This window comes from Bradyrhizobium embrapense, assembly GCF_001189235.2.
Classification (GTDB): Bacteria; Pseudomonadota; Alphaproteobacteria; order Rhizobiales; family Xanthobacteraceae; genus Bradyrhizobium; species Bradyrhizobium embrapense.
In genome coordinates, this window is record NZ_LFIP02000004.1 from 342962 (window position 1) to 368969 (window position 26008).

A 26008-nucleotide genomic window follows, 5' to 3' on the forward strand; every position below is an offset into this window, starting at 1 on the left:
TTCGAACGAGCGGTGACGGGAAGACGCGAAGCCGGGATCGGTCAGACGTATTTCCACTTGAGCAAAACACGCCTTTCGAGCAGATCCACCAGATAGATGATCAGCAATGCGATCGACGTGACGAGAATGACGAGGGCAAACACACCGGCGGTGTCGTAGATGCCCGACAATTTGTTGAGGAGGTTGCCGACGCCGGCCTTGGAGGCAACGATTTCGGCGAACAGCGTTGCAAGCAGACAGGTGGCGGCCTCGATGCGGACCGCGGCCACGATCGACGGCGTGGCTGACGGCAGCACCACTTTCCAGATGATCTGACGCTGCGTCGCCCCGAGCGCCCGCGCGACCTTGATGTGATTGTCCTGAACCTGCTTGATGCCGGCGATCGTATTGAAGACGAACAGGAAGTAACAGAACAGAAAGATGATGAACACCTTGTGTTCGAAGCCGAGACCCAAATAGAGGGTGAGAAGCGGAATGATGGTGACCTTCGGAATCGCCATGAACCAGATCAGGAACGGGTTCAGAAACCGATGCACCTTCGGGAACAGGCCCATGGCGATGCCGGTCGCAATGCCGAGGACCGCGCTGAGCGTCACGCCGACGCCAGCTTCGGCGAGCGTCACCGAAAGATGAAAGAGCAAATTCTCCCTGGTAAAGAGCTGGGGGAAAGCACCAAGAATCTGCGTCGGCGAGGCCAGATAGATTCGTTTCACTGCGCCGCTGTCAACAGCCAGTTGCACGGCGAGCAGGATCGCGGCGACCACCAATATCTGAACGATGACGATCCACGGAAGCTTGGCAGCAAGCGAGCGCAGCGTTGTGCCTTGATCCTTCTCAGCGGTCTGAACATCAACGACGGTTTCGATCGACTCGACTGACATAGCCACGCCTTATTACGCTACGGTCGAAGATCAAGCTTGCGACCGCGCTCTTGCAGTGCGAGCAAGCTAGACCATTTCGGCAGACAAGATATTCCATAGTTTGGAGCCAAGCGTGATGACACATCTCGCAAAGGCCCGCGCGACAGTGAAGGAATATGCAGATGAAGTATGGAACGCTCGCGAACACCGGAATCCAGGTGTCGCGAATTGCCTTCGGATGTTCAAGCTATGGCTCGAAGGATTGGATGCCGTGGGCGCTGAGCGAGGAGCAGGCGCAAGATCACTATCGTCGCGCCTTTGAGGCCGGCTTTACCTTCTTCGATACCGCCGACTCGTACTCGTCCGGCCTGAGTGAAGAGATCCTGGGACGTGCGGTAAAGCGCTACGCCGCAGGACGGGATCAGGTCGTCATCGCCACCAAGGTGTTTTTTGCGACGGGCGCCGACGCCAACCAGCGGGGATTGTCGCGCAAGCATCTTCGACACGCCATCGATGACAGTTTGCGTCGCCTCGGCACCGACTATGTCGACCTGTACCAGATCCACCGCCTCGATCCCTTGACGCCTTACGAGGAGATCCTCGAGGGGCTTGATGCCGTGGTGCGCGCCGGCAAGGCCCTCCACATCGGCGCTTCCAGCATGCACGCGTTCCAGTTCGCCAAGCTCCAGGCGCTTGCGCAGGCGAACGGCCTGACGAAATTCGTCACCATGCAGAACAAGTATAATCTTCTTTATCGCGAGGAAGAACGAGAGATGATTCCCCTCTGTCTCGATCAGGGCGTCGGAGTCATTCCCTACAGTCCTCTTGCGAGGGGATTGCTGGCCGGCAGCCGTCGCGACAATACCGAGCGGTCCCGCGTCGTGAAGGACTTTTCGCGTCCGGAAGACGACGCCGTGATCGATCGCGTTCTCGCCGTGGCACAGGCGCGGGGATGCAAACCCGCCCAGGTCGCGCTTGCCTGGTTGCTGCACAACCCTGCCGTAACCGCCCCGATTCTGGGCGCGACCAAGCTTCACCACATCGACGATGCCGTCGCCGCGCTCGACATCCAGCTCACGGACCAGGAGCTCGATGCGCTGGAAGAGCCTTATCGCCCGCAACAGGTTCAACACGATCGCAATGAAACATTGCAACCCGGGCAAACCGCAGCCACCGACCTCAAGCGGCTGTTTCGCCGTTCCGCCGGCCTGCGCTGACGGCCATAGATCGGGAGACCAACCAGGAGCCTCATTTTCGGTTGCCGCCCGTCCACCGGCGGGCAGCGCCCCTTTGAGCGCGCGTGCCACTGAGTTGCCCGACGGCGCAAGCCCCGTCGTGAAAAATATTTCGCTTTATCCGAAGCGCGACACGGTATATGGTCCGCCCGTCTCGCCCGATCGAGGGGCGCTTCGCGGTCGTCACGAACGCGGGTCGAGATGCGGTGGACGCGGATTGCGCGGCTGACGAGTGCGCACGAAGCGGACGGTGAAGTCGTGTGGTCCTGACGCCCTGGTGGCAGGTGTCTTTTCCGATTGCGCAGGTCGCGCGTTGCGAAGACGGTGACAAGCAAGCCCAGTCTCGCCGGGGAGAGCACGAAGTAAGCCGTAACCCATCGCGCAGGGAAAGCCGGATTGCTCCGGTTACACCTGTGGTCCTACCCCCCGTGCTTTCTACCTATTGCACGGGGCCCATGGGTGCGATCGGCACCCGGCTTTCCCTGCGCCCTCTGCTCAGAGTGGCGAGACGAAGAGCAAAGCTCGGGCAAATGATGCCGCGAGAACGTAGATGTGTGACTCGCAATCGGCACCACGCGCTCAGTGTCGTCTCGGCGACGGCCCGGCCCCATAGCCACGAATGGCTATTGTTGAGCGATGCTGGAACCACGAGTTTGGCTGACAACACCTGCCGCGGAGCATGGGCCCCGGCCTTCGCCGGGGCGACAATGGTGTGCAAGGCGCCGACACGGTTATCGCTTGAAATGCTCCGGGACGGCAGCAGCGGGTGGGATGGGCGACGATCGCTACGCCGCCCGCCGGCGCTCGCGCAGGGCGTCGCCGAAGGCCTCGAACAGCGCGCGGTTGATCGGGTTGCGCTGCGGATCGTATTCGGCGTGCCACTGCACGCCGAGCGCAAAGCCGGGCGCATCGGCGATGCGAATCGCCTCGATGGTGCCGTCCTCGGCGATGCCCTCGATCACGACGCGCTTGCCCGGCTCGAGGATGCCCTGGCCATGCAGCGAGTTGACTCGAATAATCTCGCGGCCAAGGATCTTGGCGAAGGCGCCACCCGGCGTCAGCGCCACGTCGTGACGGTCGGCGAACACGACAGTCGGATCGGGATGGATCTCGCCGTTCTCGAGCCGCGGCATCCGGTGGTTCATGCGGCCCGGGATCTCGCGGATCTCCGGATGCAGCGAGCCGCCGAACGCGACGTTCATCTCCTGCAGGCCGCGGCAGATGCCGAAGATCGGCACGCCGCGCGCGACACAGGCCTCCGACAGCGCCAGCGCGACATCGTCGCGGTGGATGTCGTAGGGCTCGTGGGCGGCACAGGGTTCGGTGTTGAAGCGGGTCGGATGAACATTGGCGCGTGCACCGGTCAGCACCACGCCATCGACCACGTCGAGCAAGGCGCCGACATCGGTGATTTCGGGGCTCCCCGCAAACATCAGGGGCACCGCGCCCGACACCTCGGCAACCGCGCGAAGGTTGCGCTCCCCGACCATCTGGACTGTGAAACGATTTTCGATGCGATGGGCGTTTCCGATCACGCCGACCACGGGCCGTCTCATTATTGAAGTCTCGCGCAATGATTCTTCTAAATTTGCGACGTTGCGGAGACGATCATGCCTTCGAGTTCCCCCCGGATCAACTGCCTATATCTGCACAGGGGGCCTTGCGATCATGCACAGATTCGCAGCCCCCGGGGCCGAAATCCGGCCTGTCGCCCAACGGTCGCGCCAGGATCACAGCACCTCAGCGGTAAACCGGCACGGTCCCGGCGGCTTGATCCCGGCGGGATTTTCGCCAATGACTGCTCCGGACACCGTCGCGAAGGGGGAATCACCCGTGACAGACCCGGCTGACAATCGCCTGCAAGCCCGTAACGACATGGCGTGGGCGATCGCCGTCGGCGGCATCGGCATCGTGCTGTTCGCAGCCCTGTTGACCTTCGCTTGGCAGTTCGCCGCGACCCTGTTCCTGCTGTTCGCGGGCATGCTGCTCGGGGTCGCCCTCAATGCCATGACCACCCTGCTCGGCCGGCTGACCGGGCTGCCCCACGCGCTGCGGCTTGCGATCGTCTGCCTGGCGATGGCCGGGCTGCTATCCGGCATCGTGTTCCTCGGCGGCACCACCATCGCACAGCAGGCCACGGTGCTGAGCAACACGATCAAATCGCAGCTCGGCAGCGTCAAGGAGTTCCTCGAGCAGCACGGTGTCGATACCAGCTATCTCGATTTCACCAACGCCGCCGGCGAGGCGAAAGCTGAAGGCACCGCCGTGACGACGACGACATCGACGCCCGCAACGTCGTCGCAGTCGCATGGCATCCCCGGCGCGGGCGCGCTGGCTTCCAGCGGCGGCGCCATCATCAGTCAGACGCTAAAGGTGCTGCTCGGCACCGTCAGCGTGGTCGGCAACTTCTTCATCGTGCTGTTCCTCGGTCTCGCCTTCGCAGCGCAGCCGAGCATCTACCGCGCCGGATTGCTGTTCATCGCGCCGGCCAAATACCGCGCGCAGGCGACCGTCATCGTCGACCGCATCGGCGAGACACTGGAACGCTGGCTGATCGCGCAGATCATCACCATGACCGCGGTGTTCCTCGTGACCTGGATCGGCCTCGCCATCATCGGCATTCCGAGCTCGTTCATCCTCGGCATCCAGGCCGGCTTGCTCGCCTTCATCCCGACGGTCGGCGCGATCCTCGGCGGGCTGATCGTGGTGCTGGCTAGCCTTGCGACCGGGTGGATCGCGGCGCTGTCGGCCTTCATCCTGTTCCTCGGCGTTCACGCACTGGAAAGCTACGTGCTGACGCCGATCATCCAGCGCCAGGCGCTCGACATCCCGCCGGCCACGCTGTTCGCGTTCCAGATCCTGCTCGGCGTCGTGTTCGGCATCTGGGGGCTGGCGCTGGCGCTGCCGCTGATGGCGATCGCCAAGGTGATGATCGACCACTTCAAGGCGGAGGATCAGGCGCCGGCGCCTGCTCAGGGCAACGTACCGCAGCTCAGTTGAACAGCAGCACAGTACCGACGACCATCAGCATGACGCCGAGCAGCATCACGATCGGCCAGCGGGCCCTCGGCGGTTGGTATCGTCCCTGCGCGCGGCGTTCGGCGATCAGCGCGGTCTCGTATTCACCGGAGTCCGAGAACAGGCAGGCGAAGCCGCCGCGTGCCGAGGCCGCGTCGGCTTCGAGCGACATCAAGGCAGACTGCAGATTGCGGGTGCGGATCGACTCCATGGCCGAAAGCATGGGATCGAATGGTTAACCAGTCGTTACTGCGCTCACGCACGGGCGGGCGCCGGCTTTTGCCGTGCCGATGCCGGCAGGCCCGCGGTCTTGCGCCGCCAATTCTCCAGCGACAGCGGCAATTCCTCCGCCGCCTCGACGCGATTGCGGCCGCTGCGCTTGGCCTGATAGAGCGCGGTGTCGGCCGAGGCCAGCAGCACCTCAAGCTCGGTTCCAGCGGGTCCACCGGCCACGCCGATGCTGACCGTGGTGTCGACCGCGCCGTCCTCGCAGGTGATGTTGCTGTTCTCGAACGCCTCGCGCACGCGCTCGGCGACGAGCACGCCCTCCTCCAGCGAGCACGGCAGCAGCGCCGCGAATTCCTCGCCGCCGATCCGGCCCGACAGATCGCTGATCCTGAGACTGTTGACCACCACGGCGGAGAACAGTTTCAGGATCTCGTCGCCCGCCGGATGACCGAAGCGGTCGTTGATCGACTTGAAATGATCGATGTCGAAGATCATCACGGTGACCGGCCGGCCGGCAACGGCTTCCCGCTCGATGACCCGTGTGCAGGCCTCGGTGAAGCCGCGGCGGTTGAGCATGCCGCTCAAGGGATCGATCGAAGCGGCGGTCTTGTGCACGGCCACCGCGCGGTCCGACACCATCATGAAGATCACGAACACCGTGCCGATCGCATACAGCACGAGCTCGATCGAGAACAGCGTGACCCAGAAGCTGCTGACGAAGTTCTGGCCGTTCAGCCGCAGCAGGTCGCCAACCAGGATCGGCAGCATCAGGACGCAGCCATGTGCGACCGGGATCGCGATCGCAATCCAGCGACGTTGCATCGCGCGGCGGCGCTCGCTCCAGAGCTCGGAAGCGGTCAGCGCGGCATAGATCGCAACGATCCCGGCGCCGATCGTCAGACGCATCGCCGGATCCGCGATTGTCGTCACCGCACCGATCCACGCGATCGGGCCGAGCACGAGACCCGGCAGGTTGGCCTTGCGACCGTGGAAGATGCGCGCGGCATTCCAGACCATGCCGCAGGCGGCGAAGCCGATCGCATTGAGGCCCAGCAGAATCATCGGATCGAGCGTCGAGCTGCCGACCGTCCACAGCGCGACCGAGGCCGCGCCGAGCAGATAGGCGGTGCCCCACCACTTCAGCGCGGCAATGTTCTCCTGCCTGCCGAACAACCAGAGCATGGCGCCGAGCATGCCCGCGACCATGGTGGCGAACAGATAAAGCGTCGATGGATCGAACGACATAAGTCACCCCAGCCCGGTGATGCAACGTTCGCAGGCGCAATTAATACGGTGATGCAGCGCCAGTGCGAGATCGCAGGCTAGAAGGCCCGAGTTCCAATTTCGTTTGCACGCACACGCAAGTTTTCTTGAAAAACTGCGCTAATTCGCGTCGAAGCAGGCGTGGTTGGGCGCAAGCAAGAGGGCGCCTCGCGGCGCCCTCTGCAACGTGATGCACGCGGCAATTGCCGCGAATTTTAAATTAGCGCTTCGAGAACTGGAAGGACTTGCGGGCCTTGGCCTTGCCGTACTTCTTGCGCTCGACCGAACGCGAGTCGCGGGTCAGGAAGCCGCCCTTCTTGAGGACGCCGCGCAGCTCGGGCTCGAAGTTGGTGAGCGCCTTCGAGATGCCGTGTCTGACAGCTCCGGCCTGGCCGGAGAGACCGCCGCCGGCGACGGTGCAGATCACGTCGTACTGGCCGTTACGGGCGGCAGCGACCAGCGGCTGCTGGATCATCATGCGCAGCACCGGGCGGGCGAAGTAGATCTCGATGTCGCGGGTGTTGACCGAGATCTTGCCGGCGCCTGGCTTGATCCAGACGCGCGCGACCGCGTCCTTGCGCTTGCCGGTGGCGTAGGCGCGGTTGAACTTGTCGACCTTCTTGACGTACTTCGGCGCGTCGGGAGCTGCCGGCTTGACCTGCGAGAGCTGGTCGAGGGACTGCAACGTATCGGACATTATGCGGCCCTCGTGTTCTTGCGATTCAGGGAAGCGATATCGACCTTCTCGGGGCTCTGGGCCTCATGCGGATGCTCGGCACCCGGATAGACGCGCAGATTGCCCATCTGCATGCGGCCGAGCGGACCGCGCGGGATCATGCGCTCGATCGCCTTCTCGACGACGCGCTCGGGGAAGCGACCCTCGAGGATCTGCTTCGCGGTGCGCTCCTTGATGCCACCGATGAAGCCGGTGTGCTTGTAGTAGACCTTCTGGTCGCGCTTGCGACCGGTCAGCACCACATGCGCGGCGTTGACGATGATGACATTGTCGCCGCAGTCGACATGCGGGGTGTAGGTGGGCAGGTGTTTGCCGCGCAGACGCATCGCGACGAGCGTGGCGAGACGACCGACGACCAGACCCTTGGCGTCGATCACGACCCACTTCTTCGTCACTTCGGCGGGCTTGGCCGAGAACGTGCTCATGTGTGAAATCCGTGAAAAGGAAATCGGCGCCGAATGCGCCGAACTGGCGGCTTTCTAGAGAAGCCGCAGGCGCGCGTCAACATCGACGCGCCATGATTATCTCAATAAAAACAGCGACTTGAAAATATGGTGCAATAATACCTCAAGAAAGACTATTGATTTGGAATGGAATAGGTCGCCGTAACATGGGCGATCGGGTCCGGAGAGGTGCCGGACAGCAGGTTCACCTCACCGACCGCAAGCCGCTTGCCGAGCTTGAGCAGCTTGGCGACGGCAAGGACGTCCTGGCCCGGCTGGCCCTTGCGCAGGAAATTGATGTTGAGGTTGGTGGTGACGGCAAGGCCGATCGGCCCGATCGCCGACAGCAGCACCACATACATCGCAAAATCCGCCAGCCCCATCAGGGTCGGCCCGGAGACCGTACCGCCGGGCCGCAGCATGCGCTCGCTGAAGCGCTGGCGAAGCAAGGCCGTCTCGCCGTCGGCGCTTTCGATCCGGATGTCGTCGTAGGCGAATGCCTGCGGAAATTCCTTACGCAGGAATTCCTCCAGATCAGCCACGCTCATTTTCGCAATCGCCATGTGGTCCTGCCCTCGCTTCAGCCTGCCTGTTACATTAAATTGTCACAGACACGATAGAGGAATTTCGTCATGTCCGCCCAGGCCGTCCGCGCGAAAGCGCCGCAACATCAGCCGATCCTGCTGCGCGAGACCATTGGCAGTATCGCGCTACTGACGCTCAATCGACCCGCGGCCCGCAACAGCCTCTCCGAGGGCCTGATCGGCGAGTTGCACGCTGCGCTGAACGATGTCGCCGGCGACAGGAGCGTCCGCGCCGTCGTGCTCGCCGCCAACGGCCCGGCATTCTGCGCCGGCCATGACCTCAAGGAGCTCACCGCGCGCCGCACCGACGCCGATCGCGGCCGCGCCTATTTCGCTGAGATCATGAACGCCTGCAGCGCGATGATGCAGGCGATCGTGCATCTGCCGAAGCCGATGGTCGCCTGTGTCCAGGGCATCGCCACCGCGGCCGGCTGCCAGCTCGTCGCAAGCTGCGACCTCGCCGTCGCCTCCGACGCTGCGGCGTTCGCGACGCCGGGTGTCGATATTGGGCTGTTCTGCTCGACGCCGATGGTGGCCCTGTCGCGCAACGTGCCGCGCAAGCAGGCGATGGAGATGCTGCTGACCGGTGAACCGGTCTCCGCGGCGACCGCACAGAGCATCGGCCTCATCAACCGCGTGGTATCCGCTGGCGCAGAACGCGACGCCGCGATCGCGCTGGCGCAAAAGGTCGCGCTGAAATCGGCCTACACCGTCAAGCTCGGCAAGGAGGCGTTCTATCGCCAGGCTGAGATGAGCCTTGCGGACGCCTATCGCTTCGCCGCCGAGGTGATGACCGAAAACATGATGGCGCGCGACGCCGAGGAAGGCATCGGCGCCTTCATCGAGAAGCGCGATCCGAAGTGGCAGGACAAGTGACGACGCAATTCTCGCGTCGTCATTCCGGGGCGATGCGCAGCATTGAACCCGGAATCTCGAGGTTCCCGGTTCTCGCTTCGCGAGCCCCGGAATGACAAACCCGGAAGACCGATGAATCACGACGCCTACGACGACAACTACATCCGCAGCATCCTGAACAACGTGAAATCGATCGCGATGGTCGGTGCCTCGCCGGTCAATGTGCGGCCGAGCTATTTCGCGTTCAAATATCTGGCGCAACGCGGCTACGACATGATCCCGGTAAACCCTGGCCATGTCGGCAAGGCGCTGATGGGCAAGCCGTTCGTCGCATCGCTCGCGGATATCGATCGCCCGATCGACATGATCGACATCTTCCGCAATTCGAGCCACATTATGCCGGTCGTCGAGGAAGCGCTGAAATTGTCGCCGCTGCCGAAGGTGATCTGGATGCAGCTTGGCGCACGCGACGATGCCGCCGCCGAGAAGGCGGAGGCCGCGGGACTCAAGGTGGTGATGAACCGCTGCCCGAAAATCGAGTATGGCCGGCTGTCGTCGGAGATCTCCTGGATGGGTGTCAACTCGCGCACGCTGAGTTCCAAGCGCGCGCCGATTCCGACGCAGGGCATGCGGCTGTCGCTCAACCGCACCAGCTTTGGCGGCGGCCAGACTGCGGCATCCGACCGCGCGGCAAAGAACAAGACCGAGACGACCTGACATCGCGGCGGAATAATCGCTCCACTCGTCCGGTATGGCGCTGGATGCCCATTCCAAAAAATGCCGGCATAGCCGTCTCGCTTGACGGCGAGCGCCGCCGCTATCAGCATGCCGCGCGTTTCGACCAGGCCACAACAGGACACAAAGAATGACCGATCGCCTTCCGGGATTTTCCACCCTCGCCGTGCACGCCGGCGCGCAGCCTGATCCCACCACCGGCGCGCGGGCGACGCCGATCTACCAGACCACGTCATTCGTCTTCAATGACGCCGACCATGCGGCTTCGCTGTTCGGCCTGCAGGCCTTCGGCAACATCTATACCCGGATCGGCAACCCGACCAACGCCGTGCTCGAGGAACGCGTCGCAGCGCTCGAGGGCGGCACCGCGGCGCTTGCGGTCGCCTCCGGCCACGCCGCGCAGCTCGTCGTGCTGCAGCAGCTGTTGAAACCCGGCGACGAAATCATCGCCGCCCGAAAACTCTACGGCGGATCGATCAACCAGTTCACCCACGCCTTCAAGGCGTTCGGCTGGAACGTGGCCTGGGCCGATCCTGACGAGATCGAAAGCTTCGAGCGCGCGGTGACGCCGCACACCAAGGCGATCTTCATCGAGTCGATCGCCAACCCCGCCGGCAGCATCACCGATATCGAGGCGATCGCCGCCGTCGCGCGCAAGGCCGGCGTGCCGCTGATCGTCGACAACACGCTGGCCTCGCCCTATCTGATCAAGCCGATCGACCATGGTGCCGACATCGTCGTGCACTCCCTGACCAAGTTCCTCGGCGGTCATGGCAATTCGCTCGGCGGCATCATCGTCGACGCCGGCACCTTCGACTGGTCGAAGGACAACAAATATCCGATGCTGAGCGAGCCGCGCCCCGAATATCACGGCATCCGGATTCAGGAGACCTTTGGCAATTTCGCCTTCGCGATCGCCTGCCGCGTGCTGGGCCTGCGCGACCTCGGCCCGGCGCTGTCGCCGTTCAACGCCTTCATGATCCTGACCGGCATCGAGACACTGCCGCTGCGCATGCAGAAGCACTGCGACAATGCCAAGGCGGTGGCGGAATTCCTCTCGACCCACCCGGCCGTGTCGGCGGTGAACTACGCCGGCCTGCCCGGCGACAAATACAACGCCCTGCAGCGCAAATACGCACCGAAAGGCGCCGGCGCGGTGTTCACCTTCAGTCTCAAGGGTGGCTATGACGCCGGCGTCAACCTGGTGTCGAACCTGAAGCTGTTTTCGCATCTGGCCAATGTCGGCGACACCCGCTCGCTGGTGATCCACCCGGCCTCCACCACCCACAGCCAGCTCGACGATGCCGCCAAGGTGAAGTCCGGCGCGGCGCCCGAGGTGGTGCGGCTCTCAATCGGCATCGAGGACAAGGAAGACCTGATCGCTGATCTCGACCAGGCCCTGCGCGCCTGATCCCGCCATTGTTCCGGAGCGGTGCCCCGCATCGCTCCGGCCAATTGCCCGAACGATGTGTCTCGCGTTAACGCTTAATTGCGACGGGTCTCTCGTTAACGCTCAATCCGGCATAAAGTGGCAGTGATAGGCTCCGGATGATTCGGGAGACCATTGATGCTGCGCTGGATATTGCCGCTCGCGATCGCACTGTTTGCGACTTCGCCTGCTGACGCCGCCGACGGCCCGGTCGTCGCCAAGAGCACAACCGTCAAGGCCGCGCGCCAATTGCCGGCTGGCCTGCCGCGCCGGCACTATGCCTACCGCACCACCATCACAGGGCCGACCTATGTGCGGCGCGGACGTCAACTCGTGGTCGTCGAGCCCACGGTGATCCCGCTCAATTCAGAGCCGTACATCCCGTACGTGCCGGGTGAACCGCTGCTGCCGGGATCATCGTCGCTGCCCGGCTATTACGGCAACTGGCATTCCTACAACTATTTCGGCCCCTACTACGGCGGCGCCTATGTGACCTATTGGGACCGCCTGCCCTACGCCTGCGGCGTCTACGGCTACTGCTAAGGGCGGAACGATCGGGTGGCCAGATCGCCGCAGAAGAAAACCAGCGCACCGGTTTCGGGAAATGCCGTCACCGCCGACCTCGTCGCGGTGCTGGTCGCCGTCACCGACGGCACGCCCAAGATCATGACCATCGCCGGCGGTTCCGCGCTGCCGAGCGGCCCGTTCGAGTTCACCCACCGTTCGCTGCAGACCGCGCTGCGGGCCTGGGTCGAGGCGCAGACCGGCCACCCGCTCGGCTATGTCGAGCAGCTCTACACCTTTGCCGACCGCGGCCGATCCGGCGACGCCAAGGGCCCGCACAGCGTCTCGATCAGCTATCTCGGGCTGACCCGCGAGGACCGGGTCGGCGAAGGCTTCGAGGCGCATTGGTCGGGCTGGTACGATTATTTCCCCTGGGAAGATCAGCGCGCCGGCGCGCCGGCTTTCATTGCGAGGTCGATCGCGCCGAAACTGAAGACATGGGCGAAAGCCGCGCCGTCACCGACCTTGCAGCGCGAGCGCTGGCAGCGCTGCGCGATCACCTTCGGGCTCGACGATCGCGGCTGGAATGAAGAACTGGTACTGCAGCGTTACGAGCTGCTCTGGGAGGCGTCGCTGATCCCGGAAGCCGGACGCGCGCATGACCGCGAGGCGCCGGCCGCGCCGGGCAAGCCGATGACGGCAGATCATCGCCGCATCCTCGCCACCGGGATCGCGCGACTGCGCGCCAAGATCAAATACCGTCCGGTGGTATTCGAATTGATGCCCGCCGAGTTCACCCTGCTGCAACTGCAACGCAGTGTTGAGGCGCTCGCAGGCCGGTTGGTCCACAAGCAGAACTTCCGCCGGCTGATCGAGCAGCAGGAACTCGTTGAAGAGACTGGCGCAATGGCCGCCGATACCGTCGGACGGCCGGCCAAGCTGTTCCGCTTCCGGCACGCCGTGCTGGCCGAACGGGCCGTCGCTGGCACCAAGCTTCCGCTCTCGCGCACTTGACACGCCTTATGCTCAGGATAAGTATAAGACATCTTATGCTCAAGGAGAGTATAAATGGCTTCCCTCGATACCGCACTACTCGAGCGCACCGCCCCGCTCTATGAGCGCGTCAAGCGCGTCATCCCACCATTCGAATGGGCGACTTTCGCCGAGGATGTCGACGCGATCCTCGCGCTGAAGCGCCGCCGCAACGCGGTGGTGCTGGCGCATAACTACCAGACGCCGGAGATTTTCCACGGCGTCGCCGACATCGTCGGCGACAGTCTGTTGCTCGCGCGTGAAGCGACCAAGGTCGACGCTGATGTCATCGTGCTCGCGGGTGTGCACTTCATGGCCGAGACGGCGAAGCTGCTCAATCCGGCGAAGACTGTGCTGATCCCCGACCTGGAGGCCGGCTGCTCGCTGGCGGATTCCATCACGGCAGCCGACGTGCAGCTGATGCGTGCGCGCTATCCGGACGCGCCCGTCGTCGCCTATGTCAACACGTCGACTGCAGTGAAGGCGGAGTCCGACATCTGCTGCACCTCAGGCAACGCCCTCAAGGTGGTGGAGTCGCTCGACGCCGAGCGCGTCATCATGCTGCCGGATGAATATCTGGCGCAGAACATCGCCAAGCAGACGAGCAAGAAGATCATCGCCTGGAAGGGCCATTGCGAGGTGCACGAGCTGTTCACCGCCGATGACGTGCGCCAGCTGCGTGAGAATTACCCTGATGTCACCGTCTTGGCGCATCCGGAATGCCCGCCCGAGGTGGTCGCCGAAGCGGACTTTGCGGGTTCGACGGCCGCGATGCAGTCCTTCGTCGAGACCAAGCGTCCGCCGCGCGTCGTGCTGCTGACGGAATGTTCGATGAGCGACAACATCGCGGCCCGCAATCCCGATGTCGACTTCGTCCGGCCCTGCAATCTATGCCCGCACATGAAGCGGATCACGCTGAAGAACATCCGCCACGCGCTGGAGACCAATCAGCACGAGGTCACGATCGACCCTGAGATCGCCGATCGCGCGCGCAAGAGCGTCGAAAGGATGCTGGCAATATGAGTACTGATCTTTCCGATCTGAACGGCCGCCCGGTCATCATCGGCGGTGGCGCCGCGGGGCTGATGACCGCACTTCAGCTCGCGCCCGAGCCGGTCGTACTGCTGTCGAAGTCGCCGCTCGGCGCCGAAGCGTCCAGCATGTGGGCGCAGGGTGGTCTCGCCGCGCCGGTCGGCGCGGATGACACGCCAGACCTCCATCTCGCCGATACGCTTGCGGCCGGCGCCGGCCTCTGCGACGCGGCCGCGGCATCCCGGATCGTCCTCGCCGCGCCTGCTGCCGTGGCGCATCTGGCCGAGCTCGGCGTCGCCTTCGACCGGCGCGCCGACGGCAGCTGGCGGCTCGGGCTCGAGGCAGCACACGGCCGCAACCGCATCGTGCACGCCACCGGTGATGGCACCGGCCGCGAGATCATGCGCGCGCTGATCGCGGCGGTCCGCCGGACGCCATCGATCACCCTGCTGGAAGGCGTCGAGGCACGCCGGCTGCTGGTCGAGGATAATGCGGTCAAGGGCGTACTTGCAGCCGGCGCCCGCGGCGCGCTGACGATCGCGACCAATCGGGTGGTAATAGCGACCGGCGGCATTGGCGGGCTGTTTTCGGACAGCACCAATCCGGGCGGATGCTTCGGCCAGGGCCTCGCGCTCGCGACACATGCCGGCGCAAGACTGTCGGACATCGAATTCGTCCAGTTTCATCCGACCGCCTTCGACGGGCCGTCGCGCCCGATGCCGCTGCTCACCGAGGCGATCCGCGGCGACGGCGCGACCCTGATCGACGAGACCGGGCAGCGCTTCATGGCCGATCAGCCCGGCGCCGAGCTCGCGCCGCGCGACATCGTCGCGCGCGCGGTCTGGCGCCACCGCGCCGCGGGACACCGCACTTTCCTCGATGCACGCCAGCATCCAGGCGCGGAGTTTGCGCAGCGCTATCCCGTGATCAGCGCGTTCTGCAAGATGGCCGGCATCGATCCCGCCCGTGATCCGATCCCGATCCGGCCCGCGGTCCATTACCACATGGGCGGCATCGCGGTTGACGGCCATGGCCGCAGCACGGTGCAAGGCCTGTGGGCCTGTGGCGAGGCCGCGCGCACCGGCTTGCACGGCGCCAACCGGCTCGCCAGCAACTCGCTGATGGAAGCGATCGTCTGCGCGCGCTGGGTTGCCGAGAGCATCGAAGGCGTCAGCGCAGGTCCACGCGTGATGCTGAGCGACGACGCCATGCCGCCCGCCTCCGATCCTTCTGCCGTGCGTCCGATCCTCACCCAGGGGCTGGGTGTGCTGCGCGACCGCGACGGCATCGCACGCGCGATCCGCGGCCTCCTTCCGCTCGCGCGCGGCCAGAGCGCGGCATCCGACGCAGCGCTGGTCGGATTGATGATCGCGGTGGCCGCAATCCGGCGTGAGGAGAGCCGCGGCGGTCATTTCCGCACCGATTTCCCGCACACGGCTCTATCGGCGAGCCCGTCTTCTCTCACCCGTGCCGAGGCGCTCGCCGCCGCGCACGACATCGTTGAATCCAACCTCTCAGCCAGGAGTGCCCACTCATGACCCTCAATCCCCTGTTGCCGCTGCTGTATGAGCCGATCGTGCAAACCGCGTTGCGTGAGGATCTCGGCCGGGCCGGCGATATCACGGCAGACGCCATCGTGCCGGCCAGTCAGCAGGCGCGCCTCGTGATGCGGGCACGGCAGCCCGGCGTGATCGCAGGCCTCGATGTGGCGCGCACCGCCTTCCAGACGGTGTCGCCGGCCATCACGCTACGCGCCGAGCGGCCCGACGGCAGCGCGGTCGAACCCGACCAGGTCATCGCGATCATCGACGGCCCGGCCCGCAGCCTGCTCACGGCGGAGCGCACCGCGCTCAACTTCCTCTGCCATCTGAGCGGCGTCGCGAGCGCGACCGCTACGCTGGTCAAGGCCGTCGCCGGCACGCGCGCGCAGATCGTCTGCACCCGCAAGACCACGCCAGGGCTGCGTGCGCTGGAGAAATACGCGGTCCGTGCCGGCGGCGGCGGCAATCACCGTTTCGGGCTCGACGACGCCGTGCTGATCAAGGACAACCACATCGCGCTCGCCGGCGGCATCCGCACCGCGGTCGAACGCGCCAAGGCCAATACCGGTCATCTCGTCAAGATCGAGGTCGAGGTCGACACGCTGTCGCAGCTCGAGGAGGCGCTGGCGTTCGGCGTCGATGCGGTCCTGCTCGACAACATGACGACGGAGCAGCTCAGCCAGGCGGTGGCGATGGCGCGCGGCAAGGCGATCACCGAAGCCTCCGGCCGTATCACCGCAGCGACCGCCGCGGCGATTGCCGCCACCGGCGTCGATCTGATCTCGGTCGGCTGGGTGACCCACAGCTCGGCTGCGCTCGATATCGGGCTCGACTATCTGCCCTGATGGATCAAATCAGAGGGACTGGCCGACCGGAACGAGCGTCGGCTGGTCCCGCTCGGTCCGGCGCGCCGCGAACCGCTCGGCCTGCAGAATCGCGAGCGTCAGCACAACGATCGCGACCGCCTGGTGCGTCAGCGCCAGATCGATCGGCACCTGATGCAACAGCGTCAGGATGCCGAGCGTCGCCTGTAGCGTGATCGCCGCGACCAGCCACCAGGCGCCCGCGATCACGGCACCTCCGGCGCGCGAGCGCACGACGTCGACCGCATGTGCCAACGCCAGCGCGAACAGCAGATAGGCCGTCATGCGGTGTTCGAACTGCACGGTCAGCGTGTTGTCGAACAGATTGCGCCACCACGGCGTCTCGAACCAGAGCCGATCAGCCGCTGGAATCAAGCCGCCGTCGATGTCGGGCCAGGTGTTGTAAACCCTGCCCGCGCGCAGGCCCGCGACCAGCGCGCCGAAATAGAGCTGCACGAAGGTGAGCACGAGCAGCACCGCACTCGTGATCTTCAGCCTGAGCGGCGCGATCACGCTTGGGCGGTCCGTCAAGCGCCGCAGCGTCCACACGATCGCCGCGAAGATCAGGAGCGCCAGCACCAGATGGGTCGCGAGCCGATACTGCGACACCTCGACGCGTTCCGAGAGGCCGGACGCCACCATCCACCAGCCGACTCCACCCTGCAGCGCGCCGAGGCCGAAGATCGCCCACAGCCGCCGGCCGAGCTCGCCGCTCACTGCGCCGCGCCACAGGAAATAAAGAAACGGCAGCAGATAGGCGGCACCGATCACCCGGCCGAGCAGCCGGTGGCTCCACTCCCACCAGAAGATCGTCTTGAATTGCGCGAGCGTCATCCCGGCGTTGAGCTCACGGTATTGCGGGATGGTCTTGTAGCCCTCGAAGGCCTTGGTCCACTGCGCCTCGGTCAGCGGCGGCAGCGCGCCGGTCACCGGCTTCCATTCGACGATCGACAGGCCGGACTCGGTGAGCCGTGTGGCGCCGCCGACCAGCACCATCAGCGCGATCAGGGCAGCGACTGCGATCAGCCAGACCCTGACGGCGCGGAGCTGCGATGGTTGTGCGGAAATACCGGCCATTTCGCCCTGACTTGATTGGATTTTCGGGCCCCTTATAGTCCGCCGCGCCCGCGGCGCAAGCGCCGCCGAGATCACGAGTCATCCATACATATCCGCCATGGCCATACGCACCCGCAAACTGCTCGGAACCATCGCCCTGCTGATCCTGGTCGTGGTGTGGTCGCTGCTCGGCATGACGGTGGCCCAGACCCCGTGGCTCGCCAATTCGGGGCTGCTGCAGGCGATCTTCTACGTGGTCGCCGGCCTCGGCTGGGTGCTGCCGGCGATGCCGATCGTGTCCTGGATGTCGCGGCCGGATCGCGCCTAGACCGCGCCCTCGTCGCGCGCATGCCGCGTCGGCCGAACCGGTGCGAACATCACGCCCGAGAGCAGCACGCGCATCATCCGCAGTGAGCGGACGCGGCCGTCCCATGCGATGCGCGGCAGTGCATGGAGATTAGTGCGTCCCTGCGCCTCGACCACCCCTGATATGGTCGACACCGCGCTGGCGAAGCCGGCCTCCTCGGCCATTACGACATGCGGACGCCGGAACGCTTCGCGGTCCCCGAAGGGGAATGCGAAATGTCTGATCGGCCGCCGCAATGCGCTTTCGGCAACCGCCTTTCCCATCGCGATTTCGCGCTGCGCATCGGCATCCCTGAGACTCGACAGGACGGAATAGTTCACCGTGGCGCTGCCGAACGTCACGTGCGGATCGGCCGCGAGCTTCGCCAGATCCGTCCAGTCGAGCGAGGCACTGCGTGACAACTGCGCCGCATTGGCCGAATAGCGCCGGCCGAGATCGTTCACCGCATAGGACAGATCAGCCGGCGACAGCTTGCGCAGCCAGCCGGACAGGAAATCGAACAGCTCGTATTTGTCCGACAGGCTCGAGATCACGAAGTGTCGCTCCCGGCCGTCCATCACCAGGCTGATCCGGCTCTCGCGGGCGATGATGTCCTCGAGCACCAGCCACCACGCGACGCCTACGCCGTCTGGGAAGGCTGTCGGCAGATAGAGGGTGAAGGGGACGCCGTGTCTGGCGAGCACGGGGTAGGCATGGGTGACGATATCTTTGCTGGCACCGTCGAAGCTGAGGCAGGCAAAGCGCCGGCGCTCGGGCAAGGTCACGGCGCGGCGGCAGGCCTCGTCGATCCCGACGATGTCGTACTGCCAGCGCTTCAGCGCGCGGATCGTGCGATCGAGAAATGCCGGCGTGATCTCCTGCGACTTCAGCGGACGAAACCGCACTCGCTGGGCTGGGCGGACGCGCTTGAAGCGCAGGATCGCCCCGGCGCCCCCGGCCTCGCGTTCCCGCAGACGGAAGGCACCGCTGAAATAGGCGAGCTCCATCCGGGCCCGCCGCAAAATTCCGTTGTCCGGCGCCAAAATCCCCGCCCCTGTGCGGCGGGTTCCCCCACGCCGCCAAGCCCCCTGCCGAGCCATTCTTATTACTCTTTGTTGACATTTCCCTGCGAAGGTCGGCCCCAGTCGAGAACTGTAAATTAATACCTTAAAAAAGTTTGGTTCCGAGATGATCATGGCGGCGACAGTTGAAGGCCAGACGGCGGAGACGCGGCCATGGCCGAGCGCAATTCGCGTCGCCGGCGTCGACATCTTTCATGACCTCACCGCGGCCGAAGCGACCTGGCGCAGTCTCGAAACACCGCAACACAACTACACGCCCTATCAGCGCTTCGATTTCCTCGCCAACTGGCAACGCCAGGTCGGCGAGCGCGAAGGCCTGCGGCCCTTCATCGTCGTAGCTCATGACAGCGAACGCCGTCCGCTGCTGCTGTTGCCGCTCGCCGCCGAGCAGCGCCTGGGCGCGAACTGTGCGAGCTTCATGGGCGGCAAGCATGCGACCTTCAACATGGCGCTGTACGACAAGGATTTTGCCGCCAACGCAACCGAAACCGACATCACGGCGCTGACGAGCTCGATTGCCGAGCGGTCCCGCGTCGATGCGCTCATACTCTGCCAGCAGCCACTGCGCTGGAAGGACCAGCCCAATCCGCTGGCGTTGGTGCCCCACCAGGCTTCAGTGAACGACTGTCCGTTGCTGATGATCGAGCCCGGCGCCGCGCCCGCGGCACTGATCAGCAATTCGTTCCGCCGCCGCCTCAAGGGCAAGGAGCGCAAGCTGCAGGCGCTGCCCGGCTACCGCTATCATGTCGCAGCCGACAGCGCCGACGTCTGCCGCCTGCTCGACTGGTTCTTCCGCGTCAAGCCGCACCGCATGGCCGAGCAGAAACTGCCCAACGTGTTCGCCGAGCCCGGCGTCGAGCAGTTCATCCGCAGCGCCTGCCTGGCGCCGCGCGCCGGCGGCCAGGGCTACGCGATCGAGATCCACGCGCTGGAGTGCGATGAGGAAGTGATCGCGATCTTCGCGGGCGTGTCCGACGGCCATCGCTTCTCGATGATGTTCAACACCTACACGATGTCGGCCAATTCCAAGTTCAGCCCCGGCCTGATCCTGATGCGCGACATCATCGACCGCCATGCCGGCCTGAACTACCGCGCCTTCGACCTCGGCATCGGCTCCGACGAGTACAAGCGGTTGTTCTGCAAGGACGACGAGGCGATCGTCGACAGCTTCATTCCGCTCACCCTGCGCGGCAAGCCGGCGGCGAGCGCGCTGTCGGCGCTCAGCCGTGCCAAGCGCGCCGTGAAGCACAATCCGGCGCTGTTCGAGATCGCGCAGAACCTGCGCAGCATGTTCCGCTGAAAACGCCTGCAAGCGACGTTTAGGCAGACGAGCCTTCCGATCCCTGCCGTCCGCTCGTAACACCGAGCCGCATCATCGCATCGAACACCAGCGTTGCGGCCGGCGACAGCGCGCGTCTGCGCAGCTTGATCAGCCCGTAACTCTCGAGCATCAACTGGTCGCGGATGCGCAGCATCTTGAAGCGCTGCGGATCGAGCAGATCGAAGATCAAGAGGGGCACCGGCACGATCGCATCGATCCCTGCCGCAATTCCGATCGATGCGGAGAAGGATTCGGTGTTGATCATGCGCTGGGGCGGCGCAATACCCCGGCTGTAAAACAGCCGCTCGAGCGCCTGGCGCATGAAGGATTCCCGCGGCTGGGAAATCCATTGCAGGTCGACCGTGTCTTCCAGATTGACGCTGTCGAGCGCGGCCAGCGGATGCTCGACGCGGACCAGCAGGCCGGCCTGCTCGGCCCCGATCTCGTGATAGTCGAACTGTCCGGGATCGACGCCGGCGGGTATCCGCGCAACGATGAAATCCAGCTCCAGCGCGAGCAGCCGCGCGACCAGCGGCGGGCTGGTGCTGACATCGAGTGAAATGCTTACCCGGTGCAGCTTCTCGCCGAGATACTGCATCACATCGACGACGAGGTCGATGCTGGGCTTGGCGACCGTTCCGACCGATACGGTGCCGAGTTCGCCGGACCGGTAACCGGCGAATTCATCGGTGACCCGGTCAAGGTCGGCAAGGACACTCCTGCCGCCGCGGATCAAGATGGAGCCGTAGGCCGTGGGCTCGACGCCGCGCGCCGTGCGCTCGAACAACGGAACCCGCGCCACCGCCTCGATCTCGGCCAGCATCTTGGACGCCGCCGATTGAGTGATGTTGAGACGCTCGGCAGCCAACTGTAGCTTGCGCTCGCTGTCCAGCGCGACCAGCAGGCGCAACTGGCGCAATTTCAGATTATTGATCACGGCCTGTCACCATCCTGCCCGGCTGAAGCCCGTCCGATCCGATCGAGGCGGAACGAACCGAACGCCAGATTCTAGTCTCGGCGCGCTTTCTAAACGCGAACCGGTGTCCACTTCGCTGGGAAACACCGGGGTTCCCGCGGCCATACCGCGGTGCATCATGACGGTTTCGCCGTGGCTCCATTCCCAAATGCCATTAGTCACGCGGCCGCCGATTACACAACAATGAATGCAGCTTGCAAGGCGACTTGGAAGAGCGACGGACCGCTGCGGGTGTACAATGTACCGCCCCGGACAGCGCGGTGACCGTGCTCCGAATCGAAAAACCAGAAGGGATGGGAACGATGAGCGACGATGTCGAGAAGCGCGCGATCGGAAAGATGATGCGGCGGCTGATTCCGTTCCTCATCCTGTGTTACTTCGTGGCCTATCTCGATCGCGTCAATGTCGGCTTCGCCAAGCTGCACATGAATGCGGCGCTCGGCATCAGCGAGGCTGCCTACGGGCTCGGCGCGGGCCTCTTCTTTGTCGGCTATTTCTTCTTCGAGGTGCCCTCCAACATCCTCCTGGAACGGTTCGGCGCGCGGCGCTGGATCGCACGCATCATGATCAGCTGGGGCATCGTCTCGGCGGCATTCGCCTTCATCCCGCAGATGTCCGCGGCGAGCGGCCTCTCGAGCGAATGGATCTTCTACTTCCTTCGCCTGCTGCTCGGCGCCTGCGAGGCCGGCTTCTTCCCCGGAATCATCTTCTACCTGACGCTCTGGTTCCCGACGATCTATCGGGCCCGCGTGATCAGCCTGTTCATGCTCGCGATCCCGATCTCCAGCATCATCGGGGCGCCGATCTCGGGCCTGCTGCTCAACCTGTCGGGAGCCGGCCTGACCGGGTGGCAGTGGCTGTTCATCTGCGAAGCGCTGCCGTCGGTGCTGGTCGGCTTCGCCGTCCTGGCGATGTTGCCGGACTTCCCGCGTCAGGCGAGCTGGCTGCAGCCCGACGAGATCAAATGGGTGCAGAACACCCTTGAGATCGAGCGGCAGAAGAAGGAAGCCGTGGAGCACATCTCGGTGCTGCAATCGCTCACCGATTCGCGGGTGCTCGCCTGCGCGCTCGTGTACTTCTGCCTCAATGCGGCGAGCTATGGCGTCGCGTTCTTCCTGCCGACCATCATCAAGGCGTTTGGCGTGACCGACACCCAGACCGGCTTCATCGCCGCCCTGCCCTTCGTGTTCGGCGCGGTCGGCATGGTGCTGCTCGGCCGTCATTCCGACAAGACCGGCGAGCGGCGCTACCATGTTGCCGGGGCATTGACGCTGGCCGCCGTCGGCATCGGACTAGCCGGCCTGGCCTCTAGTCCCGTACTGATCGTCGGCCTGCTCTGCCTCGCGCAGATCGGCGTGTCGGCGGTGCCGCCGATGTTCTGGCCGATGCCGGCCAGCATCCTGAACGGCGCCTCGGCCGCGGCGGGCATTGCCGCGATCAATTCGCTCGGCAATCTGTCGGGCTTCGCGGGCCCGTTCGCGATGGGCTACCTGAAGGACCTGACCGGCGGATTCACCGCGGGCCTGCTGCTGCTCGCGGTCGTCGGTCTGATCGGCGCGCTCGTCACGATCAGGCTGCGGATTGATCCAGTGCTGGAGCGCGCCGCGCGCGAGCCCGTGCTCGCGCACTGAAGCGTTACCGGCAAACGCAAAGCGGCTTTTCAAACGGAAGGCGCAGTGACGATCAACCTGATCTCATCGCGCTTCGGCGGCCTGTTCAGGCCGCCACCACGCGCGGCCCCGTCGCGACCGTTTCCGACGGCGCGCAGGGCTTGCTCAGCATCGTCACCTCGGAGAAGCCGACGGCCCTGAGCTGATCGACTATCGAGCGGCGGGCATCCTGTGCCATGCTGGCGTCGGGCACGACGACCGCTTGCGCCTTCGCGGTCAGCAGCTCGGCCGGCAGGTCGACGGCCGAGCCGGCCTCGAGCAACACATGGTCGTAGACCCGGAGCAGCGCATCGATCGCGAGCGCCAATCGGGGCGACTGCAGATGCGAACGATCGAAGCCCGGCCGACCGGCGCTGACGATCTGAACCCGCGATTGCCTATCCTTGGTGATGATCTGCGCGAACGGCGCCTCGCCTTGCATCAGTTCGGCAAGGCCGGGCGCGCCGGGATCGACCGTGGCCGCCGTCAGCGCAGGCGAGGAACCGACGAGATCGACAACCACGACCTTGGCCTGGCGCGCCATCAGACGGGCCAGCGTCAACGCCGTCGCCGTCACGCTCTCCCCGGCAGCCGGACCGAGGACCGTGACCTTGTGGGCGGCGGGACCGGCCGCGACGAGACGCTCGGCAAGTTGATCGATCTCGTCGACCGCATGGGCCGGCGCAGGCTGCGGCTCGCTGATGACGGGCTCGTAGGCGGTTCCGGACGCCGGCGGCAGTTCGGGCTCCGGCGGCGTCCTCGACGCAACTGGCGCCGCGCCTGCGGGCTCTGGCGCCAGCATCGGTGCCGGCTCGTCTTCGGCCACGGCCTCCATGACCGGTTCGCGGCGCCGGATCACTGCGGCGGCCGGCGCGAAGGCACGGCCCACCGCGCCGGGCGCGGAGATGCGCAGCAGCTCGCCGGTGATGATGATCCCGGACGACAGCAACAGCGTCGCCAGTGTCGCGATCAGCACGATCGGCAACTTCTTCGGATAGGCCGGCGTGTTCGAGACCGTGGCGCGCGAGATGATGCGGCCGTCGGTCGGCGCCGCCTCGATGTTCTCGCGTGCCGTCGCCTCGCGATACTTCGCAAGATAGGCTTCCAGCAGATCGCGCTGTGCCTTGGCTTCACGCTCGAGCCCGCGCAGCTGCACGTCCTGGCTGTTGCTCGACGAGGCCTGCTTCTTCGACTGGTCGAGGCTTGCCTGCAGCGCCTGGACGCGGCCTTCGGCGACGCGGGCATCGTTGTCGAGCGAGCGCGATATCTTGCCGGCCTCCTCGCGCAGTTGGCGGTCGAGGTCGGCGATCTGCGCCTTCAATTCCTTGATGCGCGGATGGTTGTCGAGCAGCGTCGAGGACTGCTCGGCGAGCTGCGCGCGTAACGTGCCACGCTGCTCGGCGAGCCGGCGGATCAGCTCGGAATTGAGCACTTCGGAAGCCTCGATCGGCTTGCCGCCCTGAAGCATCTCGCGGATCAGCCGCGCTTTGGTCTCGGCATCCGCCTTCAGCGCGCGGGCATTGTTGAGCTGCGTGTTCAGCTCGCCCATCTGCTGGTTCGACAGCGGGATGTTGTTGGTGCCGACGAACAGGCTCGACTTGGAGCGGAATTCCTCGACCCGCGAATCCGCATCCGCGACCTTGCTGCGCAGCTTGTCGATCTCGCCCAGCAGCCAGGTGCTGGCGGACTTGGCCTGGTCCTGCCGCGCGGCCTGCTGCAACACCAGATAACCGTCGGCAATCGAGTTGGCGACGCGCTCCGCAAGCTCGGGATCCTCCGACTGGAATTCGATCACCATGACGCGCGACTTGTCGACCGCATAGGCCTGAAAGCGCTCGTAATAGGAATCCAGCACGCGCTCTTCCGGCGTCAGGCTGAACGGATCGCGGCCGATGCCGAACAGCGCCAGCAACGACTTCAGCGGGGAGAAGCCCCGCAGCACCGGATCGAACTCCGGACGCTCGGCGAGCTTGTTCTTCTTGATGATGTCGCGGGCGAGATCGCGCGACAGCAGCAGCTGGACCTGGCTCGTCACGGCTTCGGCGTCGAGCGAGGTGCGCTCCAGGTCGCGCTCGCCGTTCGGACGCAGGAAGGCGTTCTCGCGATTGTCGATCAGGATGCGCGCTTCCGACTTGTAGCGCGGCGTCACGACGTTGACGGCGGCAAGCGACACCGCGAACACGAGCACGGTCGGCACGACGATCCAGCTTCGCTTGCGCGCGAGCGCGCGTCCGAGCACATGCAGATCGAGATCCGTCGCCACCGGACGCGCCGGCTCGTCCTGGGCTGATATCGGCGAAACAGGCTTCGCGACGGCTTCGTCGGCAACGGGCGCGGACTTCGGCAACGCCCGTTGCACCGCGGCCTTTTCCTTGCCTCTACGCCAGAATGCAAAACGCATAACGAACTCCCGCGGACACCGCGATTCCATCTCAATGGCGGCGATTACAGTCCATTAAGGTTGCTGCTGGGTTAATCGGCACGGTTGACGGATGCGCCGGCCACCACCGCCCCATCATCGTTTGTTAACCATGAGTGCCGTTAATCGACGCCGGTATTGTCCCGTGGGATTCCTCGCATGCGCGATCTGCGCGCTCCCCTCGTTTGTCTGATTGCTGCGCTCGCGCTGGCGGGCTGCATGGGCCGGACGTCGCCGGTTGCCGGAGACCCGGCCCTCGATTCGATGGCGTATGGACAGCCGGCCCTGGCTGCGCCCACACCGATGGCCGTGGCCTATGCCGACCCCATGCCGACGCGCGGGGCCTACAATCTCGGCCCCGGCGACAAGCTTCGCGTCGTCGTCTATGGCCAGGAAGGGTTGACCAATTCCTATGCGATCGATGCAGCCGGCGCGATCACGATGCCGCTGATCGGCCCGGTGCCGGCACGCGGCCGGACGCCTGCCGGGCTTGCCGCCGAGATCACCGCACGGCTGCGCAACGGCTTCATCCGCGAACCTTCGGTGGCGGTCGAGATCGAATCCTACCGGCCATTCTTCATCCTGGGCGAAGTTCAGGCCCCCGGCCAGTATCCCTACGTGCCCAACATGACGGTCGAGAGCGCGGTGGCGATCGCCGGCGGCTTCTCGCCGCGCGCCCGGCGCGACGAGGTCACCCTCACCCATACCGATGCATCGGGCGCCGGCCGCTTCGTCGTTCCCCTGGGCACGCCGATCGGGCCCGGCGACACCGTCTTCGTCGGCGAACGCTGGTTCTGATCG

General features: G+C 65.0%; 25 protein-coding genes. 14 read left to right on the top strand and 11 right to left on the bottom strand.

Going from position 1 to position 26008, the window contains the following annotated elements; genetic code table 11:
• Positions 1 to 41: 41 nt before the first annotated feature.
• Positions 42 to 764: an ABC transporter permease gene (locus AKN83_RS20420; protein ID WP_206600798.1), complete on the bottom strand. Its 723-nt coding sequence runs from the start codon at positions 762 to 764 to the stop codon at positions 42 to 44.
• Positions 765 to 1042: 278 nt separating this feature from the next.
• Between AKN83_RS20420 and AKN83_RS20425 the strand changes: the two genes are divergently transcribed.
• A complete protein-coding gene (locus AKN83_RS20425; protein ID WP_083992173.1) occupies positions 1043 to 2077 on the top strand; it encodes an aldo/keto reductase in 1035 nt (344 codons plus the stop codon).
• Between the two features lie 803 nt (positions 2078 to 2880).
• On the opposite strand, the gene AKN83_RS20430 is transcribed toward AKN83_RS20425, so the two are convergent.
• The gene (locus AKN83_RS20430; RefSeq protein WP_050405653.1) at positions 2881 to 3651 is read right to left on the bottom strand and encodes a gamma-glutamyl-gamma-aminobutyrate hydrolase family protein; all 771 of its coding nucleotides are present in this window, start codon (positions 3649 to 3651) and stop codon (positions 2881 to 2883) included.
• Between the two features lie 277 nt (positions 3652 to 3928).
• On the opposite strand from AKN83_RS20430, the gene AKN83_RS20435 reads away from it, so the two are divergent.
• Complete coding sequence (locus tag AKN83_RS20435; RefSeq protein WP_050405654.1) at positions 3929 to 5095, top strand: AI-2E family transporter; 1167 nt, start codon at positions 3929 to 3931, stop codon at positions 5093 to 5095.
• Here the strand turns inward: AKN83_RS20435 and AKN83_RS20440 are convergent.
• The 5 genes from AKN83_RS20440 to AKN83_RS20460 form a co-directional block, all read right to left on the bottom strand.
• Positions 5088 to 5324 (bottom strand): hypothetical protein, encoded by a 237-nt coding sequence (locus tag AKN83_RS20440; protein WP_050405665.1) that lies wholly within the window; start codon positions 5322 to 5324, stop codon positions 5088 to 5090. The genes AKN83_RS20435 and AKN83_RS20440 overlap by 8 nt on opposite strands.
• Positions 5325 to 5368: 44 nt before the next feature.
• Positions 5369 to 6586 carry a GGDEF domain-containing protein gene (locus tag AKN83_RS20445; protein WP_050405655.1) on the bottom strand — a complete coding sequence of 406 codons (1218 nt, stop codon included), beginning with the start codon at positions 6584 to 6586 and terminating at the stop codon, positions 5369 to 5371.
• A 238-nt stretch (positions 6587 to 6824) separates the two neighbouring features.
• Positions 6825 to 7301, bottom strand: coding sequence for a 30S ribosomal protein S9 (rpsI, locus tag AKN83_RS20450; RefSeq protein ID WP_050405656.1), 477 nt, complete (start codon positions 7299 to 7301; stop codon positions 6825 to 6827).
• On the bottom strand, positions 7301 to 7765 hold the full coding sequence (rplM, locus tag AKN83_RS20455) for a 50S ribosomal protein L13 (protein ID WP_050405657.1): 465 nt from the start codon (positions 7763 to 7765) through the stop codon (positions 7301 to 7303). Before rplM ends, rpsI begins: the two co-directional genes overlap by 1 nt.
• A 152-nt stretch (positions 7766 to 7917) precedes the next feature.
• Complete coding sequence (locus AKN83_RS20460; protein ID WP_050405658.1) at positions 7918 to 8346, bottom strand: PaaI family thioesterase; 429 nt, start codon at positions 8344 to 8346, stop codon at positions 7918 to 7920.
• Positions 8347 to 8415: 69 nt separating this feature from the next.
• Here AKN83_RS20460 and AKN83_RS20465 point away from each other — a divergent pair, with 69 nt between their 5' ends.
• The 8 genes from AKN83_RS20465 to nadC all read left to right on the top strand — a co-directional run bounded on the left by AKN83_RS20465 (position 8416) and on the right by nadC (position 16340).
• Complete coding sequence (locus AKN83_RS20465) at positions 8416 to 9243, top strand: enoyl-CoA hydratase (protein ID WP_050405659.1); 828 nt, start codon at positions 8416 to 8418, stop codon at positions 9241 to 9243.
• 111 nt (positions 9244 to 9354) lie between these two features.
• Positions 9355 to 9939 (top strand): CoA-binding protein, encoded by a 585-nt coding sequence (locus AKN83_RS20470; RefSeq protein ID WP_050405660.1) that lies wholly within the window; start codon positions 9355 to 9357, stop codon positions 9937 to 9939.
• A 148-nt stretch (positions 9940 to 10087) separates the two neighbouring features.
• Positions 10088 to 11368, top strand: a complete 1281-nt coding sequence (locus AKN83_RS20475; RefSeq protein ID WP_063695442.1) for an O-acetylhomoserine aminocarboxypropyltransferase — start codon at positions 10088 to 10090, stop codon at positions 11366 to 11368.
• Positions 11369 to 11524: 156 nt separating this feature from the next.
• Positions 11525 to 11929 (top strand): hypothetical protein, encoded by a 405-nt coding sequence (locus AKN83_RS20480; protein ID WP_063695443.1) that lies wholly within the window; start codon positions 11525 to 11527, stop codon positions 11927 to 11929.
• A 15-nt stretch (positions 11930 to 11944) separates the two neighbouring features.
• Complete coding sequence (locus AKN83_RS20485; protein ID WP_050400904.1) at positions 11945 to 12904, top strand: NUDIX hydrolase; 960 nt, start codon at positions 11945 to 11947, stop codon at positions 12902 to 12904.
• A gap of 54 nt (positions 12905 to 12958) precedes the next feature.
• Entirely contained in the window at positions 12959 to 13945 is a 987-nt protein-coding gene (gene nadA, locus AKN83_RS20490; protein WP_050400905.1) for a quinolinate synthase NadA, read from the top strand.
• A complete protein-coding gene (locus AKN83_RS20495) occupies positions 13942 to 15492 on the top strand; it encodes an L-aspartate oxidase (RefSeq protein WP_050400906.1) in 1551 nt (516 codons plus the stop codon). The genes nadA and AKN83_RS20495 overlap by 4 nt, the downstream gene beginning before the upstream one ends.
• Positions 15489 to 16340: a carboxylating nicotinate-nucleotide diphosphorylase gene (nadC, locus tag AKN83_RS20500; protein WP_050400907.1), complete on the top strand. Its 852-nt coding sequence runs from the start codon at positions 15489 to 15491 to the stop codon at positions 16338 to 16340. Before AKN83_RS20495 ends, nadC begins: the two co-directional genes overlap by 4 nt.
• Positions 16341 to 16349: 9 nt before the next feature.
• Here the strand turns inward: nadC and AKN83_RS20505 are convergent, their stop codons facing one another.
• Positions 16350 to 17435: a COX15/CtaA family protein gene (locus tag AKN83_RS20505; protein WP_050400908.1), complete on the bottom strand. Its 1086-nt coding sequence runs from the start codon at positions 17433 to 17435 to the stop codon at positions 16350 to 16352.
• A gap of 97 nt (positions 17436 to 17532) precedes the next feature.
• On the opposite strand from AKN83_RS20505, the gene AKN83_RS20510 reads away from it, so the two are divergent.
• Positions 17533 to 17742: a DUF2842 domain-containing protein gene (locus AKN83_RS20510; RefSeq protein ID WP_050400909.1), complete on the top strand. Its 210-nt coding sequence runs from the start codon at positions 17533 to 17535 to the stop codon at positions 17740 to 17742.
• Here AKN83_RS20510 and AKN83_RS20515 read toward each other — a convergent pair.
• Positions 17739 to 18803, bottom strand: coding sequence for a polysaccharide deacetylase family protein (locus AKN83_RS20515; protein ID WP_172803594.1), 1065 nt, complete (start codon positions 18801 to 18803; stop codon positions 17739 to 17741). The genes AKN83_RS20510 and AKN83_RS20515 overlap by 4 nt on opposite strands.
• Positions 18804 to 18948: 145 nt before the next feature.
• Here AKN83_RS20515 and AKN83_RS20520 point away from each other — a divergent pair, with 145 nt between their 5' ends.
• Positions 18949 to 20142, top strand: a complete 1194-nt coding sequence (locus tag AKN83_RS20520) for a GNAT family N-acetyltransferase (RefSeq protein ID WP_050400911.1) — start codon at positions 18949 to 18951, stop codon at positions 20140 to 20142.
• Positions 20143 to 20161: 19 nt separating this feature from the next.
• On the opposite strand, the gene AKN83_RS20525 is transcribed toward AKN83_RS20520, so the two are convergent.
• Entirely contained in the window at positions 20162 to 21100 is a 939-nt protein-coding gene (locus AKN83_RS20525) for a LysR family transcriptional regulator (RefSeq protein WP_050400912.1), read from the bottom strand.
• Between the two features lie 332 nt (positions 21101 to 21432).
• Here AKN83_RS20525 and AKN83_RS20530 point away from each other — a divergent pair, with 332 nt between their 5' ends.
• Positions 21433 to 22770 carry an MFS transporter gene (locus AKN83_RS20530; RefSeq protein ID WP_050400913.1) on the top strand — a complete coding sequence of 446 codons (1338 nt, stop codon included), beginning with the start codon at positions 21433 to 21435 and terminating at the stop codon, positions 22768 to 22770.
• Positions 22771 to 22855: 85 nt separating this feature from the next.
• Here AKN83_RS20530 and AKN83_RS20535 read toward each other — a convergent pair whose 3' ends face one another.
• On the bottom strand, positions 22856 to 25189 hold the full coding sequence (locus tag AKN83_RS20535; RefSeq protein ID WP_050400914.1) for a GumC family protein: 2334 nt from the start codon (positions 25187 to 25189) through the stop codon (positions 22856 to 22858).
• Between the two features lie 177 nt (positions 25190 to 25366).
• Here AKN83_RS20535 and AKN83_RS20540 point away from each other — a divergent pair, with 177 nt between their 5' ends.
• Positions 25367 to 26005, top strand: coding sequence for a polysaccharide biosynthesis/export family protein (locus AKN83_RS20540; RefSeq protein ID WP_050400915.1), 639 nt, complete (start codon positions 25367 to 25369; stop codon positions 26003 to 26005).
• Positions 26006 to 26008: the final 3 nt, after the last annotated feature.

What these genes read in the sequence shown, in the direction of transcription:
- AKN83_RS20425 (WP_083992173.1), top strand. Translation starts at nt 1,043, where the DNA reads ATGAAGTATGGAACGCTCGCGAACACCGGAATCCAGGTGTCGCGAATT.
- AKN83_RS20430 (WP_050405653.1), bottom strand. Translation starts at nt 3,651, where the DNA reads ATGAGACGGCCCGTGGTCGGCGTGATCGGAAACGCCCATCGCATCGAA.
- AKN83_RS20440 (WP_050405665.1), bottom strand. Translation starts at nt 5,324, where the DNA reads ATGGAGTCGATCCGCACCCGCAATCTGCAGTCTGCCTTGATGTCGCTC.
- AKN83_RS20445 (WP_050405655.1), bottom strand. Translation starts at nt 6,586, where the DNA reads ATGTCGTTCGATCCATCGACGCTTTATCTGTTCGCCACCATGGTCGCG.
- rpsI (WP_050405656.1), bottom strand. Translation starts at nt 7,301, where the DNA reads ATGTCCGATACGTTGCAGTCCCTCGACCAGCTCTCGCAGGTCAAGCCG.
- rplM (WP_050405657.1), bottom strand. Translation starts at nt 7,765, where the DNA reads ATGAGCACGTTCTCGGCCAAGCCCGCCGAAGTGACGAAGAAGTGGGTC.
- AKN83_RS20460 (WP_050405658.1), bottom strand. Translation starts at nt 8,346, where the DNA reads ATGGCGATTGCGAAAATGAGCGTGGCTGATCTGGAGGAATTCCTGCGT.
- AKN83_RS20465 (WP_050405659.1), top strand. Translation starts at nt 8,416, where the DNA reads ATGTCCGCCCAGGCCGTCCGCGCGAAAGCGCCGCAACATCAGCCGATC.
- AKN83_RS20470 (WP_050405660.1), top strand. Translation starts at nt 9,355, where the DNA reads ATGAATCACGACGCCTACGACGACAACTACATCCGCAGCATCCTGAAC.
- AKN83_RS20475 (WP_063695442.1), top strand. Translation starts at nt 10,088, where the DNA reads ATGACCGATCGCCTTCCGGGATTTTCCACCCTCGCCGTGCACGCCGGC.
- AKN83_RS20480 (WP_063695443.1), top strand. Translation starts at nt 11,525, where the DNA reads ATGCTGCGCTGGATATTGCCGCTCGCGATCGCACTGTTTGCGACTTCG.
- nadA (WP_050400905.1), top strand. Translation starts at nt 12,959, where the DNA reads ATGGCTTCCCTCGATACCGCACTACTCGAGCGCACCGCCCCGCTCTAT.
- AKN83_RS20495 (WP_050400906.1), top strand. Translation starts at nt 13,942, where the DNA reads ATGAGTACTGATCTTTCCGATCTGAACGGCCGCCCGGTCATCATCGGC.
- nadC (WP_050400907.1), top strand. Translation starts at nt 15,489, where the DNA reads ATGACCCTCAATCCCCTGTTGCCGCTGCTGTATGAGCCGATCGTGCAA.
- AKN83_RS20505 (WP_050400908.1), bottom strand. Translation starts at nt 17,435, where the DNA reads ATGGCCGGTATTTCCGCACAACCATCGCAGCTCCGCGCCGTCAGGGTC.
- AKN83_RS20510 (WP_050400909.1), top strand. Translation starts at nt 17,533, where the DNA reads ATGGCCATACGCACCCGCAAACTGCTCGGAACCATCGCCCTGCTGATC.
- AKN83_RS20520 (WP_050400911.1), top strand. Translation starts at nt 18,949, where the DNA reads ATGATCATGGCGGCGACAGTTGAAGGCCAGACGGCGGAGACGCGGCCA.
- AKN83_RS20530 (WP_050400913.1), top strand. Translation starts at nt 21,433, where the DNA reads ATGGGAACGATGAGCGACGATGTCGAGAAGCGCGCGATCGGAAAGATG.
- AKN83_RS20535 (WP_050400914.1), bottom strand. Translation starts at nt 25,189, where the DNA reads ATGCGTTTTGCATTCTGGCGTAGAGGCAAGGAAAAGGCCGCGGTGCAA.
- AKN83_RS20540 (WP_050400915.1), top strand. Translation starts at nt 25,367, where the DNA reads ATGCGCGATCTGCGCGCTCCCCTCGTTTGTCTGATTGCTGCGCTCGCG.